Origin of the sequence: Acinetobacter sp. ANC 5378 (genome assembly GCF_013004315.1) — a bacterium.
GTDB lineage: Bacteria > Pseudomonadota > Gammaproteobacteria > Pseudomonadales > Moraxellaceae > Acinetobacter.
This window is the reverse complement of the sequence record NZ_JABERK010000003.1, coordinates 65,177-81,296: the sequence shown is the minus strand read 5'-3', so window position 1 is coordinate 81,296 and position 16,120 is coordinate 65,177. Positions and strand designations below refer to the sequence as shown.

Here is a 16,120-nt window from a genome sequence, read left to right as displayed (position 1 = left end):
TTTTTATTTTTGAGTGATTATGACTTCTTGATGAAGGTCTTGGTCATTAAATTTAATACGGCTGATTTGGTCACCGGGTTGCAGTCCTTGAACCACGGCTAAATTGTCGCGATAGCGCTGTTCTAAAATGACCAGATTTACTTTTTCGATTTTTTTCTGGCGGATCACCCATACATAAGGTTTATCTTTCAGATTCTGGATCACATCCAACGGAATCAACTGGCCGTTAATTTGGGTAGAGGAAAGAATGCTACCTTCAACAAAGGAACCAATGCTGAGTGAGTTGATGGTTTCATTCGGTTTGGCAAAGAATTCAATTTGACGACTTGCAGGATCGGCAATTGGGGAAATACGGGTCAATACCGCCGTCAGCTGGGCAGGGTTCCCTTGAATGGTATATTCAATTTTTTGACCGACTTTTAATGCGGCCTGCATGTCACTGGGTAATTTGGCCTGTATTTCTAAATGATCAGGATCGACTATTTCAAATAGGGTTTGGCCAGCCGCAACCGTTTGTCCGGATTCAACCTCACGTTTGGTGATGACACCTGAGATCGGACTCAAGATGGTTCCATCACGATCGGCTTTTTGAGCAATATTGACATTGGCCTGTTGTGCGTGCACGTTTTCAAGTTGCGCCTGATAATCAACTGCTGCCTGTTCATATTCGACCTTGGAAATAAAACCTTGATCCAGTAAGCGCTTTTTTCGCTGCATCATGTTTTTTGCAAGACTGGCTTGTGCCTGAGTCGCGCTAAGATTGGCTTGAGCTTGCGCAAGACGTGCAGCATTATCTTGATTATTTAAGCGAACTAAAACCTGACCTTTTGAAACGGCTTGTCCCACTTGTGCATTTACAGCCGTTGCGGTCGCAGTCACTTGCGCCTGTATGCTGCTTTGATTTACTGCACGAAGTGTGCCGGTAAATGTGGTTTTAGCAACAGAGACCCCATCCTTGACTAAAACTAAATCTTGTTGAATTAATTCAATTTTATTCGTGGTTTGAACCGGCTGTTCTATTTCATTTTTTTGACAAGCACACAGCAGCAGGCTCAAACAGAGGGTGCTATAGGTTAAATATTTGTTGTTGTGGCTTAATTTAGTTCTTTTTATAATACGCTGTCCAAATAGCATGCAGGCAAATCCTTTTTATTTATCGTGGCATAAATTATGCCGTGTTATAACAAATGCAATTTATTCAATAGCTTTTAAACGATTGATGATTCTGTCGTATTCTAGCTGTGTATTTCGATAGTGCATTTGTAACGACTGAATACTTTCTTTTTTTGCTTCAATATTTTTTTGGTTGTTATCGAGGCTGTTTTTTAAAGTTGTTGGAAGGCTTTCGGCTTTACGTAAATATTCAATTTGCTGACGTTTGAAGTAAATCCGGTCATTTTGCAGCTGTTTAAGCTGGTCTTGTTGAAAGGAAATTTGTTTTTTAACGTGTCGCAATGCGTCATCGCGCTTGGTTGCAGCAATCTGACTGTTGGTATATGCCGTTTTAAGTTTTAAGTCAGCTGCATTTTGTCTTGCTTGTGCGGCACGTAGCGGTGCTTTTTTGATATCTGCTTCGGTGTTGTAAGCACGGTTACGTTGAATCACCTGCATGTTCTGGTCTAAGGCTTCATAACCATGGCGAATGTGATTTGGGGTTACATTGCTACTAATATTGGCAACGCCTTTACTGTCATAGTAACGATACCATGTCGCTTTAGCTGGAGCTTCGGCAAAAATAGCGATGGATTGAAAAAGCATCAAGACTAGAAACGTGAATTTTCTAGTCATTTTTTTTTGCGCAATGAAAGCAAGTTTTTGTTTAAACTGACTTTGCATTGAAACCCCCAAATTTAAAGTTGACTAAATTACTTATTTTAAAGTAATAAAAATGCTATATTAGACTCAAAATCATGAATAAAAAACCTCTCTTAGTCAAAAAAAAATCATTGATCGACGGAAAGTGTGAAGCTGTTGTTGAAAACCTTGAAAAATGAGTCTTTGGGCAGAAAATGTTCGTTGAAAACGCAAGTAAAGATATGTTAAAAATGTTTGTAACTTGTAATCAAACTTTCTACTCAAATTGTTTGTACATTCTAAAAATGGGAAGGGTCATTAAATGGACGATAAATTCCAAAATCTAAAAGTGATGGTGATTGATGATTCAAAAACCATTCGTCGTACAGCAGAGACATTACTTCAGCGTGAAGGTTGTGAAGTCGTAACCGCAGTAGATGGTTTTGAAGCATTGGCAAAAATTGCTGAAGCAAATCCGGATATCGTGTTTGTCGATATTATGATGCCGCGTTTGGATGGTTATCAAACCTGTGCCTTAATCAAAAACTCACAAAATTATCAAAATATTCCGGTCATTATGCTGTCAAGTAAAGATGGTCTATTCGATCAGGCTAAAGGTCGTGTTGTTGGTTCAGATGAGTATTTAACTAAACCTTTTAGTAAAGATGAATTGTTAAACGCAATCCGTAATCACGTAACAGCATAAGTTTATTTTTTGGGGAAAAGAAAGCATGTCACGTATCCTTATTGTTGATGATTCACCAACAGAAACATTTCGTTTTAAAGAGATTTTAACTAAACATGGCTTCGATGTTATTGAAGCAGCGAATGGTGCTGATGGTGTCACAATGGCACAAGCAGAGTTGCCGGATCTTGTGTTAATGGATGTGGTGATGCCTGGGGTAAATGGTTTCCAAGCAACACGTCAAATTGCACGTGGTGCTACGACAAAACACATTCCGATTGTGATTGTCAGCACCAAAGATCAAGCAACTGACCGAGTTTGGGGGAAACGTCAAGGGGCAAGTGATTATTTAACAAAACCTGTAGACGAAAAACAATTAATTGATGTGATTAAACAACACCTCAATGCAGGATAAGCTCTATGGCAGCTAATGGATTTATCGAATTACTTCGGCTTGCTAAACGTGGTAACAAAAACTACGTTTCAACTGAAAATGAAGTAAACCGATGGTCAGGCATTGCTTTTGAGATGATGGGGCAATATTTTGTTGCCCCTTTAGGTGAAGTATCTGAAGTGATTTATCCACCTAAATATACGCCGGTTCCGAATACTCAATCATGGGTAATGGGCTTGGCTAATATTCGGGGGCGGTTACTTTCAGTGGCTGATTTGGCTCAATATATTTCCGGGCATCGAAGTCAGTTTTCACCCACTCAAAAAGTACTGTGTATTAGTCATAATGACCATTATGTCGGTTTGGTTGTAGATCAAGTTTTGGGGATTCAACACTTTAATAAGAAAAGTTTCTTTTCTAAACACAGTGAGCTAGACAGCAATTTACAAGAATATTGTCAGGGATATTTTTATCAACATAATCAACACTGGCATGTTTTCTTATTTAGTCGTTTATTGCAAAACCCAAAATACATGAATGCATCTATAAAATTTATAAACTAATAGTCGCGCGCTGAAGAATGCTGGCGAAAGTCGGGGAGAAGCTGGATGGGCTTTAAACTTAAAAAGAAAAATACAAGTGAAGGCAGCAACCGTAAGGTTGGTAATGCTTTATTGTCAAAGATTCAATCACAAACTGATCAATTATCACGTGTATTTGGTGACAGTGAGAAGTCCAAACCCTTAATTTTGGGCGCAGCATTCTGTCTGGTCGTCGCAGTATTCCTGTTGCTGTACTTATTCTATAGTGTGCCGCGTAATAATGAATTAACACGTAGCGTCGGTGATTTACGTCTTTTGTCGCAGACGATTTCTCGTCAGGCAACTGAAGCGACGGCATCGGGTACTAAAGAATCGATTGATCAGTTAATTGAATCTCAAAAAAGTTTCGCAGAAAACCTTGAAACAGTAAAGGATATTCATCCGCAGACTCTAGCGTTGGGTGAAGTTGAAAAGCAGTGGAAAACAGTATCTGAAGGGATTGACTTAATTTCTTCTCAACAAAAAATGATTAACCAGCTTTATGATACCAATATTGCCATTGGTGAAACGATTCCGGGGATTCAGGCTGAATATAACTTGATGGTTGACCAAATGGCACGTCAAGACATGCCAAGTAACCAGGTAGTGATTGCGAAAAACCAGGTATTCATTGCAGAACGTATTCTTCGTTCAATCAGTTCGGTATTAACCGGTAGTGATAACTCGCGTGAGTCAGCAGACGACTTTAGTGCCGATACCGAAACATTCGGTTCTTATCTTGAAGCACAGTTGAATGGTAGTGCTGAACTTGGTGTGGAGCGTATTGCTGATCCAGCTTTGCGTGAGTCACTCGCAGGGATTAAATCTGAATATGATGATGTATTAAAATCAGCATCTGCGACGATTCTTAAAAACTCGACGCAAATTGTAAAAGTACGTCAAGCCTCATCTTCAATTTTTGCCCAAGCAGATGAATTGTTGGCCAACCTGAATAAGTTATCTGTCGGTTCAAGTTTGTCGATTGCTATTCCTGCACTATTTTTAATCTTGTGTTTAGTTGGCTTTTTGATCTGTGTATTTAAATTGCTTACATTACGTGGTCAAACAGATAAACAGCGTGTGGCTAACCTGCAAGAAGAGTATGACCGTAACCAGAATGCGATTTTACGTTTACTGGACGAGATCGCTGACTTGGCAGACGGTGACTTACGTTCATATGCAACGGTATCGGAAGACTTTACCGGTGCGATTGCCGACTCGATTAACTTCGCAATTGACCAGTTACGTGACCTTGTATCGCGTATTACCGAAACTTCTCACGAAGTTGCACAATATACGGCGAACACGCAGGGCATTACTAACCAGCTGGCTGAAGCATCAGAACACCAGGCGCAAGAAATTGCCGGTGCATCTGCCGCGATTAATGAAATGGCCATGTCGATTGACCAAGTATCTTCAAATGCTGAAGAATCAGCTGTGGTTGCGGAACGTTCCGTAAAAATCGCTGCCAATGGTGCAGATGTCGTACACCGTTCAATTGAAGGGATGGACACGATTCGTGAACAGATTCAGGAAACCTCGAAACGTATTAAACGTTTGGGTGAGTCTTCTCAGGAAATTGGTAACATCGTTGCCTTGATTAACGATATTGCCGACCAAACCAACATCTTGGCATTAAACGCTGCAATTCAGGCGTCGATGGCAGGTGAAGCAGGTCGTGGTTTCGCCGTGGTAGCCGATGAGGTACAGCGTCTTGCAGAACGTTCAGCATCTGCAACCAAACAGATTGAAGGCTTGGTAAAAACCATTCAGACGGATACCAACGAAGCCGTAATCTCGATGGAACAAACCACTTCCGAGGTTGTACGTGGTGCGAACTTGTCTAAAGATGCCGGTGTGGCACTGGATGAAATTCAAACCGTATCAAGCAACCTGGCGAAATTGATTGCCAACATTTCGGATGCTGCAAAACTACAGTCTGCTTCTGCAGGTCATATTGCAACCACGATGAATGTTGTACAGGAAATTACCTCACAAACCACAACGGCAACGTTTGATACCGCACGTTCAGTATCTGAATTGGCAAATATGGCCGAATCGTTACGTGAATCTGTAACTGACTTTAAATTACCTGACTAAGGTAATACGAAAGCTTTGGGGTGATGCGCCTTACTCTCGGGTATGGCGCATCAATAAATCACAGATAAAGCATCGACAAGATGAACTTAACCTCGAAGTTAGGTCTCGCGTGATGGTGACAATTAAGTTTGAGCGCCCTTCTTGGTGGCAGATAAACGTAAGAAGCCTAAGCTATGAAAGAAATATTAAAAAATTTAGTTGAAACGACTACGCTTCCTGAAGATAGTTATCTTGATCAAGATGCAGAAATTCTCGAAATTTTTGTAGAAGAAATCGAGGAAATCTTCGTTGAATTAAGTACTTTATTTCCGACTTGGTTTGAAAATCCCAATGATCAAGAAATTTTGACCACCATTCGCCGTCATTTCCATACGCTTAAAGGCTCTGGACGCATGGTAGGGGCTAAATCTGCCGGTGAAGTGGCTTGGGCAGTGGAAGACACTTTAAATCGTGTCATTTCAGGCGCCGTGCCCTTAGATACAACGGTTCAACGCTTCGCTCAAACCGTATTTAAAATTTATCAATATAAATTATATCCAATTTTTAAAACTGTTCAGCTGGCTGATATTGATTTGCGTCCATTGGTTTTACTGGGTCAGCAAATACAGCAAAGATTAAGTTTAGAACCTGCTCTGGAAGAATTACTGGCGCTTTCTACCAGCTTGACTGCTGAAGATGGTGTTACTGGTTTAGAGTTGAATGATGAAGCAGCAACTCAACGAGACACTGCAACAGAAACAAATAATGATATCGAAGAAACGGTTGCCATCTTCATTGAAGAAGCTGAAGAGCATTTAGCAACGATTGATCAGTTCTTGCAGAATGAGCATGAAAATAAACAAGATTATAATGCTCTCATTCGTGCTTTACATACCTTGCGCGGCAGTTCATCAATGGCTCAAATCGAGCAGATTTTTGAAGCCAGTACCAAGGCTGAGAATTTATTTAAAACCTTGTTGCAAGAAGAGATTGTTTCGACTTCGAAGCAAACGGCTTTGCTGATTCAGTATGCCGAATTTGTGCGTGATTATTTGCATACCCTTAGACAAGGTGAAATGCAGAAACTTGATGCGATTTATGAAACCTTTAATACTGCATGGAACAACTATGGCTTCACTTCAGCTGAACTAGATGAAGATGTGAATCCTCAAGGTCTGGTTTCCAAGCTGATCGCCTTGAATATTGATTTGTTACTTGATGCTGAATTCGAATTTGAAAAACGTGCCAAAGTTGAATATCCAGAATATATTCAGGCCTTAAGCGATCAAGCTCAACAGTTATTGGATCATACTGATAATCGTGCTGCGGTGGGTATTCACCAATTTACCAATGAATTAAAGTCAAGTTATGAAGCGTTGGTATTAAAGCCAGAGTTGCTCAATATTGACTATGCATATGAGTTGTTTGGACAAGCACACCAAGAATTTATTCATTTGTTTGATACCTTGGCCGCAGGGCAACGTGTCATATTAACCGATGAAGTTCAGAAAATATTGAGTGATCTTTCTGCCTTTGTTCAGCAAGACCTTGAACAGTTTGAAAATAGTAAATCTATCGTTGAAGAGCTGCTTGCCACAATAACAGATACAGCATCTACGACGGTTGATCTGGCACAGATTTCACAAAGAATGCGTTCTGATCGTGCTCAAATGCATGCAGCGGATGCAAACAGTGATTTCGATGCGGATTTACTGGATATTTTCCTGGAAGAAGCAGAGGAGTTGTTGGGTGGTATTGACCAGGATTTAAATACTTGGAGCAAAGATCCAGCCCATACCACTGCATTGAATAATTTAATGCGTTATTTGCATACCTTGAAAGGGGGTGCAAATATGATTCAAGCGACTCATATCGGCTTGATTTCACATGAATTAGAGTCAATTTATGAGCGCGTGATTCGTCAACAAATTACGGTTACGCCACAACTGATTAGTATTATCCGTTTAGTCCAGGATGACGTGTCAGATCGAATTCAAACCATTCGTGAAGATCATATTGACTACTCTGGTGCTCAATCGATTGAAATTTTGCGTAATATCCAAGAGATTGCGCAAGGCACGTTTGCGAGCACTGCCGTGCCTGAAACGGTTGCAGTAGAGAGTGTTGCAGTAGAAAATGTTGCTGTTGAAATCGAGGTCAATGAATTAGCAGAACCCGTAGCTGAGACATTCGCTTCAGAATTTGAAACAGAACAAGATGTTGTTTCTCAAAATGTTGAAACTGTTGAAGATCCTGAGGATAGTATTCGCTTAATTGCAGAAGAAACATTCCTGGAAGAAGCGGAAGAAATTCTAGAATCTACTGATGATTTATTAAAACAGTGGTTTGATCAACGAAGCGATCGTAGCTTACTGCTTCAATTACAACGTGCTGCCCACAGTCTGAAAGGTGGCGCGCGTATGGTTGAAAATGAACCGGTAGCTGCCATTTCGTATCAATTGGAAACCACCTTCGAGCAGTTCGCGGTTCATCACTTTAATTCAAATGCTTACGACTTATTATTACAAACCACGTTTGCATGGTTAAAACAGGCCATCTTTGAACGTGATTACAGTAATTTTGATAGTCTGAAATTAAGTTTAGAGTCGATTGGATTTGTTGATGTAACCGTACAATTGCCAAATCGTGTGACGCAATCTGATCTGTTAACTACACCGAAAACCTTTGAATTTGTTCAAGGTGATGGTGCTGAACCACCTGCAATGCTGGGTGAGTGGGACTTAAGTTCGCAACAAGACAACAGCAATGAAATGATCCGTATTTCTGCCGACTTGGTAGAGAAGATGATCGATTTGTCTGGTGAAAATTCAATTAACCGTTCGCGTATCGAAATGGACTTGGGTCAACTCGGCAATACCTTGAACGAGATGGAATTGGCGATGAAGCGTTTAGCTGACCAATTACGTCGAATGGAAGGTGAGTTAGAGTCACACATTATTGCAAAACATGGTTCAGAAAATTCACGCTATGCCGATTTTGACCCATTAGAGATGGACCAATATTCATCTTTAAACCAGTTGTCAAAATCATTGGCGGAATCTGCATCCGACTTGGTTGACTTTAAAACAACGTTGGCCGATAAAATTCGTGATACAGAAGGTCTACTGTTACAACAATCACGTATTCAAGCCGAGATTCAAGAAAGCCTGATGCGTACGCGTCTGGTACCATTTGATCGCCTATTGCCACGTTTACAACGTATCGTGCGTCAAACGTCGTCCACATTGAACCGTCCAGCAGAGTTGATTGTTCAAAACACTGAAGGTGAATTGGACCGTACCATTCTTGAGCGTTTGGTGACACCATTTGAGCATATGCTGCGTAACGCGATTGACCATGGTCTGGAAGACACTCACGTACGACAAGAAGTACAGAAGCCTGAAGTTGGGCGAATTGTCTTAAATATCAGCCGCCAAGGTACCGATGTACTGGTCTCGTTTAGTGACGATGGTAAAGGGATTGATGAGTCGAAGATTAAAGAGAAGGCTTTAAACTTAGGTTTAATCAAGGCTGATCAATTACTCGATAAACAAGAAATCCTGCAACTGATTTTCCATCCCGGATTCAGTACTGCGAAAGAAATTACCCAAATTTCTGGTCGTGGCGTAGGTCTGGACGTGGTTCAAAGTGAAATTAAAGCACTTGGTGGGCATGTCTCTGTAGACTCAGAGTTGGGCAAAGGAACAACATTTACCATTCGTGTACCAACTACAGTAGCGGTAAGTGATGCCTTGATGGTGAAAGCGGGCGATCAGCAATTTGCGATTTCACTGGCTCAAATTGAACGTATTGTCCGAATTGCACCTTCTACCTTGGACGAGTATTTCAATAGTAAAGAGGACTTCTTTAAAATTGACAATACCAATTATAAACTGCGTTATTTATCCGAGTTTGTTTCAAACCAGCCATTACCGCGTTTAAGTAGCATTGCGCATTCTTTACCGGTGTTGCTCATTAAAGGCAATAGCGGTCAAACCATCGCATTATTGGTTGACCAGTTGATTGGTTCGCGTGCACAAATTGTGGTGAAACCGATTGGTCAGCAATTCTCTAGTGTGGGGGTTGTTGCCGGGGCAACCATTTTAGGTGACGGTCAAGTTTGTTTGATTCTAGATGGTCAAAATATTGCTCGACAAATTCAGACTACACAGCGTCTTAAACATGCATTAGATCAGCGTGATCTGTCGCGTCATCATAATGCACGTCGTTTAATTATGATTGTGGATGACTCTGTGACTGTACGTAAGGTGACGTCACGTTTACTTGAACGTCATGGTTATGACATTGTGACGGCCAAAGATGGTGTCGATGCGATGGAACAACTTGAAAATGTCAAACCGGACTTGATGTTGCTGGATATTGAAATGCCACGTATGGATGGCTTTGAAGTGACGAATCTTGTTCGTCACCATGAAGTGCATCGAGATTTACCAATTATCATGATTACTTCAAGAACAGGTGAGAAGCACCGTGAACGTGCCTTCAGCTTGGGTGTAAGTCATTATATGGGTAAACCATTCCAGGAAGCAGAATTGGTGAGCAATGTTGAAAACTTGTTAGAGACCAGTCAGGGGTAAATAAATGAGCCAAAATCCTGTTTCAAACTCTGCTGTGAATCAAATGACACAACAAGAGTTGCATCACCTTATTACCGTATCGACTGGATTTATCGATGCGTATATTATCGATTGTCATGGTAAAGAGGCGATGTTGTTACCACAAAATATCGTTTTGTCCGCACTGGATAGTGCCACGCAAGTTCCATTTGTGGAATGGCATGAACTCAAGCTACCTGTCTATGCGGTGAATAATCCAGAACAGAAAACAGGGGTGGCTCTGGTCATTGAAGGCGATGACGTGAGTCAACGTTTTGCCCTGATGTGCAATAAAATGCCAAAAACCATTCGTCTACGTATTTCTGAAGTGGTCGATGAAGAACAGGCTTTAAATGATCCGGCGGTATTCCAATACGTACGTATGGCCGATCAAGTTTTTCATATCCCTAATCTGGCGCAAATTCAATCCTCTTTAGGATTGTAATTTTAGCGATAGCTCAAATATGAGTCACAAAAAAAGGAACTTAAATAAGTTCCTTTTTTTGTTTGACGGAGTTCTAGTTAGCCAACAAGCCTTCTAAAATCTGTTCGTAAATTTCAGCAAGCGGTTCCAAATCGGCCACATTTACATGTTCGTCAATTTGATGAATGCTGGCATTTAAAACGCCCAGCTCAAGTACTTGTGCGCCGGTAGGAGCAATAAAGCGACCATCGGAAGTACCACCACTGGTCGAAAGTTCAGTTTCAATCCCGGTGACATTGCGAATCGCATTTTTAGCCGCATTAACCAGTTCACCGACTGGAGTAAGGAACGGTAAACCTGAAAGCGTCCAGTCAATATCATAGTCAACATTGTGACGATCCAGAATTTCCAAGGTACGTGCTTTGAGTTCTTCAGCCGTGACTTCAGTTGAATAACGGAAATTAAACAATAAATTCATGGTGCCCGGAACAACGTTGGTTGCACCAGTACCAGCATTGATATTTGAAATTTGGAAAGAGGTGGCAGGGAAATATTCGTTACCATTGTCCCAAACGGTATCACACAGTTCAGCTAAGGCTTTAGAAGCAGTATGAATCGGGTTAATCGCAAGGTGAGGATAGGCTACATGCCCCTGTTTGCCTTTAACGGTTAAATTGGCATTTAACGAACCACGACGACCATTTTTAACAATGTCACCAAGTTGATTGGTGCTTGATGGCTCACCCACCAGACACCAGGTCATTTTCTCATTGCGTGCTTCTAAAGCTTCGACGACTTTTACCGTGCCGTTAATTGATGGACCTTCTTCGTCAGAGGTAATCAGGAACGCAATCGAGCCTTTATGATTGGGATGTTTAGCGACGAAGCGTTCAGAGGCAACGACCATGGCTGCAAGTGCAGTTTTCATGTCTGCACTACCACGACCGTAGAGCTTGCCATCACGAATTTCGGGTACAAACGGGTCGGAGTTCCAGTCGTCTAAACTGCCTGTTGGAACCACATCGGTATGACCTGCAAAACATAAAACTGGCGCTTCAGTTCCTTTACGTGCCCATAAATTATCGACATCTTCGAAACGCATCGGTTCAATGTTGAAGCCAATTTTTTCTAAACGTTCCGCCATAATGTTTTGGCAGCTATGATCGATCGGTGTTACAGAAGGCTGACGTAACAGTTGCAGGCTTAAATCAAGGGTAGCGGAAGATGTCATGCGATTTTCATCAGTCGATAAATTTGTTAGCTATAATAGGCGAATATGCCCTTGAATGTGAACGACTGCGATAAAATTGCCATAAAAAAACCCTATCTTGGACAGGGTTCTGTGTGCGCTAAAGACAAACTAGTTTTTGCGGATTTCTTCAGAAGTTTTTTCAGCAGTATTGGTTACGGCATCTCCGGCTTTGGATACATCTTTACCCATGCCTTTAAATGTATTACAACCGGTTAAAACAAACGCCAGAATAAGCGAAGCAGCCAGAATTTTTTTCATCATCATCTCCAAGTATTTCATTATTTTGATGTGGATTTAGGTTAATTAATACCCAACGTAAAAAATATGAGTTTTTGATGGTAGAAAAGTAATCAATTGTTATAAAAGTAGACATTTCTCATAAAGTTAACCATTCACTCTTTGAGAAAGCAGTGATGCATGTTTGAACATATAGAAATTGGACTTATCTTTTTGCAGATATAAACCATTGCTCCACCACTGTGCCGTATCACTACTGATCTGCAGTTGCGGGCAAATCCATTCTTGTCGTTGTAAACGATAAAAATGTGCATTTTGAGGAGGGACATGGCTTCCCCAATAGCCTAAACGTCGCTTGAGATTCACCCAAGTCGGAATAACTTGCTGGGTATGTTCAACAGGAAGATAGAGTTGACCTTTTAATATGGCAAAACGCTGATCAATTTGATGATCAAGTGCTTCCTCAAATTGAAATTGTTTTTGGCTAAAGTGATTTAATTTTCGAATTAAGGTGTCGCTACGGTTTAAGCCATACCAATACGCTAAAGAGAAATCCCGTTCAGCCAAATAATATTTTAAAGCGACCTCCCAGTGTTCAATCTGATTGGTTTCAGTATTGAGTAATAGAAAATCGAGTTCACCTAAGGTCTTGGGTCCCGCTATCTTTTGAATGCTATGACCGAGTAATTGATAAGAATGATAGGCTTGATCGAGCAGCCAAAACCAGATAAACATTTCAAAGCGTAGACCTAAACGGGTACTTTTAAGCTGTTGTAAAAAGACTTCTAATTCTTGAGGATGTTGATCTAAATAAAGCAGTCGTGAGCGATAATTCTGAAAATGCCTTGCCCATGTTGCATTGGAATGTAATTGAAAAGAATGCTTGAGTAGCAGTTCTGGTGGAATCGTCGCTAAAATATTCGGACTGGATACACAAAATGCCAGTTGTCGAACCAGTAAATTTTTAAATTGAAGCCAAGGTTCATCCAGATCAGAGGCTTGATTTAAAGCAAACATAGAAACACCCAGCGCAAAATTAAAAGTGCAGAATTACAACTGATAATAGGTAAAAACGCTTTATACTACCGCAATTAGTCGTGTAGGGCAGTGCTATGAAGATGTTGTTTTGGCGAAGTTTGGTGATGATTTTTGTCATCCTGGGCTTTATCGGTGCACTTATACCGGGTATGCCAACAACAGTCTTTCTTATTTTAGCCGCCTGGTCCGCCTCTCAAGGCTGGCCGCAAATGGATGCATGGTTACTCAATCATCCTAAATATGGTGCGACCTTGCGATCATGGCGTGAAAACGGCACTGTACCGCGTAAAGCCAAATGGTGCGCCAGTATCATGATGCTGATCAGCGCCATGATTATGCTGTTTACCCATGCGCCGTTATTGGTCAAGGTATTTACTGACTTAACCATGCTCACAGTTTCAATTTGGCTGTGGCTACGTCCTGAACCGTCGACTGAACAGATCAAATAAACAGAGTGATATCCATCATGTCATATACCTTAGAACAAGCAGATGTCTGGATTGATTTGGCTGAACAAAGTTTAACTTTGCCAAAGCATAATAAGTTTTATGTGATTTCTTCAGGTAAGAATGGGATCGGGGAGCAGGAAAATTCAGGCAAGACCCCTAGAGGTTGGCACAAGGTCGCACTCAAGTTTGGTCACGGTGCAGCTAAAAATGCAGTTTTCAAAGCAAGACAGGAAACTGGCGAAGTCTATGATGAAGCATTAGCGGCACAGTTTCCTGAACGTGATTGGATTCTATCCCGTATTCTCTGGTTAAGCGGTTTGGAAGAGAACTTTAATCAGGGTGAGGGCTGCGACACATTTAAACGTTATATCTATATTCATGGCACACCCGATACCGAACCGATGGGCATCCCAATGTCACATGGCTGTATCCGTATGCGTAATGATGATGTGGTTGAATTGTTCAACCTTATTCCTGAACAAGCATTGGTGTATATTTCTGAACACAGTTTGAATTTAATTGACTGTAAAACAAGCACAAACATCTAAAGCAACATCTCAAGAGATGAAAAGTGAAAACTCCGCTATCGATGTTGGCTAAAAAATAGCATTATTTCCCCATTGTTCAAAAAACATGAAATTTTTGAGTCAAAACTACAGTATGAATTTGTGGTTTTTTGCATAAAATTCTAAATAAATTACAGAAATTGTTTGTTTTTATAGCGATTAACCTATTTTTTAATCACTCAAACGTAAAAAACCAAAAACAGGCAGAAAAGCGTTTGACAGGCTGCATAGATTCTCTATAATGCACCACACAAACGATGAAGTCGTAAAGGGCGCTTAGCTCAGTTGGTAGAGCGTCTGCCTTACAAGCAGAATGTCGGCGGTTCGATCCCGTCAGCGCCCACCAAGCCTTTACGTTAAATGTTTTAAGTGCAGCGGTAGTTCAGTTGGTTAGAATATCGGCCTGTCACGCCGAGGGTCGCGGGTTCGAGTCCCGTCCGCTGCGCCATTTTCTAGATTCCTTGTTCTAGATTATGGTTACATCAAGCAAGATTTCTTTCTTGCGTCATAAAAATAGCCATGCTATTTTTATTCCTCAAGGGCGCTTAGCTCAGTTGGTAGAGCGTCTGCCTTACAAGCAGAATGTCGGCGGTTCGATCCCGTCAGCGCCCACCATATATTCTCCTTGCTCCAATCCTGTTTTTTTCATAGAATCTCAAGACTATAATAATTTTAAATATTGAAAAACTATGAGAAATCCATATCAACGCAAAGCTGCGTCCAAAAATCTAAATACCACCTATAATGCTCAAGACATCTATAAACAATTCATTGAAACAATTATTGCGCAAGGCTCTGTGAGCGCTTTATATGATGACGGTTGGGCTTTATGTGCGACTCCTACAGGTCAGCGCGCTTTAGCAGTTTGGCAACATAAAAGCCTGGCAAAGTTGCTGATTAAAGACAATTGGGAATATTATCAAATTCAGGATATTTCACTCAAAGATTTTGTTGAAAAAGTCATCCCTTTTTTACGTCAAGAAAATACCTGTGTATCGATGGATTTAACGCCTGAAGGACAGAATGTCCTGGTTGCCCCTGAAAAATTATTATTAGACATCAAAAATTATCTGTATCAGATTTATTTGCAAAAACCAGAATTATTTAAAGACACCAAATTGCCTATGCCACGTAGCATTCGTTTGAATTAATGTTTCTTATCCATTATTTTTAAGGTTGTTTACCGGTTTAATATTCATTAAGTAGCCATCCACTAATAAAGGCAAAGTATTCTCTCAACCAAGAGTTGTAGCGAATATACAATGGTGTTGGGGCGCTTATAGTGAGGATCTGCGGGTAGCCTTGATGTTTGGCTATGGCTTTGGCACGCAAAATATGAAAATCACTGGTGGCAATAACAATAGGCTGGTTCAGGCTAATCTGATGTTCTTTGAGCAGAGATTGGACATTAAGCAGATTTTCTTCAGTACTGGTGCTTTGATCTTCTAATAAAATTCGTGATGGATCTATTTGGTGTTGTTTTTGCAGATAGGCGGACATCACCTCTGCTTCAGTCATTTGCTCTTTAAAACCTAAACCTCCAGTCATGATCAGGATAGCTTCCGGATATTGCTTGGCATAGGCTGCCCCAACATCTAAACGCTGTTTTAAAGTTAGAGAGGGCTGACCATTTTCTATGCCACCACCCAGTACAATAATTGCGGCTGCCGGTTGGGATGTCGTGTTCTGCTGAATCGTATATTGCAGATAAGCGAAAAAAATCAGTAATGTGCTGAGCCATAGAAAGAATGCTGCCCAAGCACAACGCCACAAAGTCAGTCGTAATTTACTGGCTTGGATAAATCTTTGAATCCACTTAAAAAATATGGCATACAGGATTAAGCCGATACCGATAATCATCGGAAGAATAATGCCTAAATGGATTTTATCGAGTGAAAGTAACCATAAGCCATCGAGTGCCAATAAACTGCCTATGATAAAACTGAAGCTACGTTTTAGATGGTCCGACATAAGCTGGCTCTGGGTGAATGTTGCTGTTAGTTTA

General features: G+C 40.9%; 15 protein-coding genes and 3 tRNA genes. 12 read left to right on the top strand and 6 right to left on the bottom strand.

The window, feature by feature from the left end; genetic code table 11:
* Nucleotides 1-3: 3 nt before the first annotated feature.
* Entirely contained in the window at nucleotides 4-1,134 is a 1,131-nt protein-coding gene (locus tag HLH16_RS00630) for an efflux RND transporter periplasmic adaptor subunit (protein ID WP_171527819.1), read from the bottom strand.
* 60 nt (nucleotides 1,135-1,194) lie between these two features.
* A complete protein-coding gene (locus HLH16_RS00625) occupies nucleotides 1,195-1,836 on the bottom strand; it encodes a hypothetical protein (protein ID WP_171527818.1) in 642 nt (213 codons plus the stop codon).
* A gap of 280 nt (nucleotides 1,837-2,116) precedes the next feature.
* Here HLH16_RS00625 and pilG point away from each other — a divergent pair, with 280 nt between their 5' ends.
* The 6 genes from pilG to HLH16_RS00595 all read left to right on the top strand — a co-directional run bounded on the left by pilG (nucleotide 2,117) and on the right by HLH16_RS00595 (nucleotide 10,594).
* Nucleotides 2,117-2,500: a twitching motility response regulator PilG gene (pilG, locus tag HLH16_RS00620; RefSeq protein WP_067723812.1), complete on the top strand. Its 384-nt coding sequence runs from the start codon at nucleotides 2,117-2,119 to the stop codon at nucleotides 2,498-2,500.
* A 25-nt stretch (nucleotides 2,501-2,525) separates the two neighbouring features.
* On the top strand, nucleotides 2,526-2,894 hold the full coding sequence (locus tag HLH16_RS00615) for a response regulator (protein WP_067723813.1): 369 nt from the start codon (nucleotides 2,526-2,528) through the stop codon (nucleotides 2,892-2,894).
* 5 nt (nucleotides 2,895-2,899) lie between these two features.
* Nucleotides 2,900-3,436, top strand: coding sequence for a chemotaxis protein CheW (locus HLH16_RS00610; protein WP_131291610.1), 537 nt, complete (start codon nucleotides 2,900-2,902; stop codon nucleotides 3,434-3,436).
* 45 nt (nucleotides 3,437-3,481) lie between these two features.
* Entirely contained in the window at nucleotides 3,482-5,554 is a 2,073-nt protein-coding gene (locus HLH16_RS00605; protein ID WP_171527817.1) for a methyl-accepting chemotaxis protein, read from the top strand.
* Between the two features lie 173 nt (nucleotides 5,555-5,727).
* Nucleotides 5,728-10,131 (top strand): hybrid sensor histidine kinase/response regulator, encoded by a 4,404-nt coding sequence (locus HLH16_RS00600; RefSeq protein ID WP_171527816.1) that lies wholly within the window; start codon nucleotides 5,728-5,730, stop codon nucleotides 10,129-10,131.
* A 4-nt stretch (nucleotides 10,132-10,135) separates the two neighbouring features.
* Nucleotides 10,136-10,594: a hypothetical protein gene (locus HLH16_RS00595; protein ID WP_131291604.1), complete on the top strand. Its 459-nt coding sequence runs from the start codon at nucleotides 10,136-10,138 to the stop codon at nucleotides 10,592-10,594.
* A 73-nt stretch (nucleotides 10,595-10,667) separates the two neighbouring features.
* On the opposite strand, the gene dapE is transcribed toward HLH16_RS00595, so the two are convergent.
* The 3 genes from dapE to HLH16_RS00580 form a co-directional block, all read right to left on the bottom strand.
* Entirely contained in the window at nucleotides 10,668-11,804 is a 1,137-nt protein-coding gene (gene dapE, locus HLH16_RS00590) for a succinyl-diaminopimelate desuccinylase (protein ID WP_131291602.1), read from the bottom strand.
* A gap of 129 nt (nucleotides 11,805-11,933) precedes the next feature.
* Nucleotides 11,934-12,083, bottom strand: coding sequence for an entericidin A/B family lipoprotein (locus HLH16_RS00585; protein ID WP_131291600.1), 150 nt, complete (start codon nucleotides 12,081-12,083; stop codon nucleotides 11,934-11,936).
* Between the two features lie 126 nt (nucleotides 12,084-12,209).
* The gene (locus tag HLH16_RS00580; protein ID WP_131291598.1) at nucleotides 12,210-13,079 is read right to left on the bottom strand and encodes a DUF1853 family protein; all 870 of its coding nucleotides are present in this window, start codon (nucleotides 13,077-13,079) and stop codon (nucleotides 12,210-12,212) included.
* Nucleotides 13,080-13,174: 95 nt separating this feature from the next.
* On the opposite strand from HLH16_RS00580, the gene HLH16_RS00575 reads away from it, so the two are divergent.
* From HLH16_RS00575 to HLH16_RS00550, 6 genes are all read left to right on the top strand, one after another.
* Nucleotides 13,175-13,549 (top strand): YbaN family protein, encoded by a 375-nt coding sequence (locus tag HLH16_RS00575; protein ID WP_131291597.1) that lies wholly within the window; start codon nucleotides 13,175-13,177, stop codon nucleotides 13,547-13,549.
* Between the two features lie 17 nt (nucleotides 13,550-13,566).
* On the top strand, nucleotides 13,567-14,097 hold the full coding sequence (gene elsL / locus HLH16_RS00570) for a cell wall-recycling L,D-carboxypeptidase ElsL (RefSeq protein WP_131291595.1): 531 nt from the start codon (nucleotides 13,567-13,569) through the stop codon (nucleotides 14,095-14,097).
* Between the two features lie 288 nt (nucleotides 14,098-14,385).
* A tRNA-Val gene (locus tag HLH16_RS00565) sits at nucleotides 14,386-14,461 on the top strand.
* A gap of 25 nt (nucleotides 14,462-14,486) precedes the next feature.
* Nucleotides 14,487-14,563: transfer RNA gene (locus HLH16_RS00560), tRNA-Asp, on the top strand.
* A gap of 91 nt (nucleotides 14,564-14,654) precedes the next feature.
* A tRNA-Val gene (locus HLH16_RS00555) sits at nucleotides 14,655-14,730 on the top strand.
* Nucleotides 14,731-14,804: 74 nt separating this feature from the next.
* Nucleotides 14,805-15,266, top strand: coding sequence for a DUF2750 domain-containing protein (locus HLH16_RS00550; protein ID WP_171527815.1), 462 nt, complete (start codon nucleotides 14,805-14,807; stop codon nucleotides 15,264-15,266).
* Between the two features lie 37 nt (nucleotides 15,267-15,303).
* On the opposite strand, the gene HLH16_RS00545 is transcribed toward HLH16_RS00550, so the two are convergent.
* A complete protein-coding gene (locus HLH16_RS00545; RefSeq protein WP_171527814.1) occupies nucleotides 15,304-16,086 on the bottom strand; it encodes a YdcF family protein in 783 nt (260 codons plus the stop codon).
* Nucleotides 16,087-16,120 lie beyond the last annotated feature (34 nt).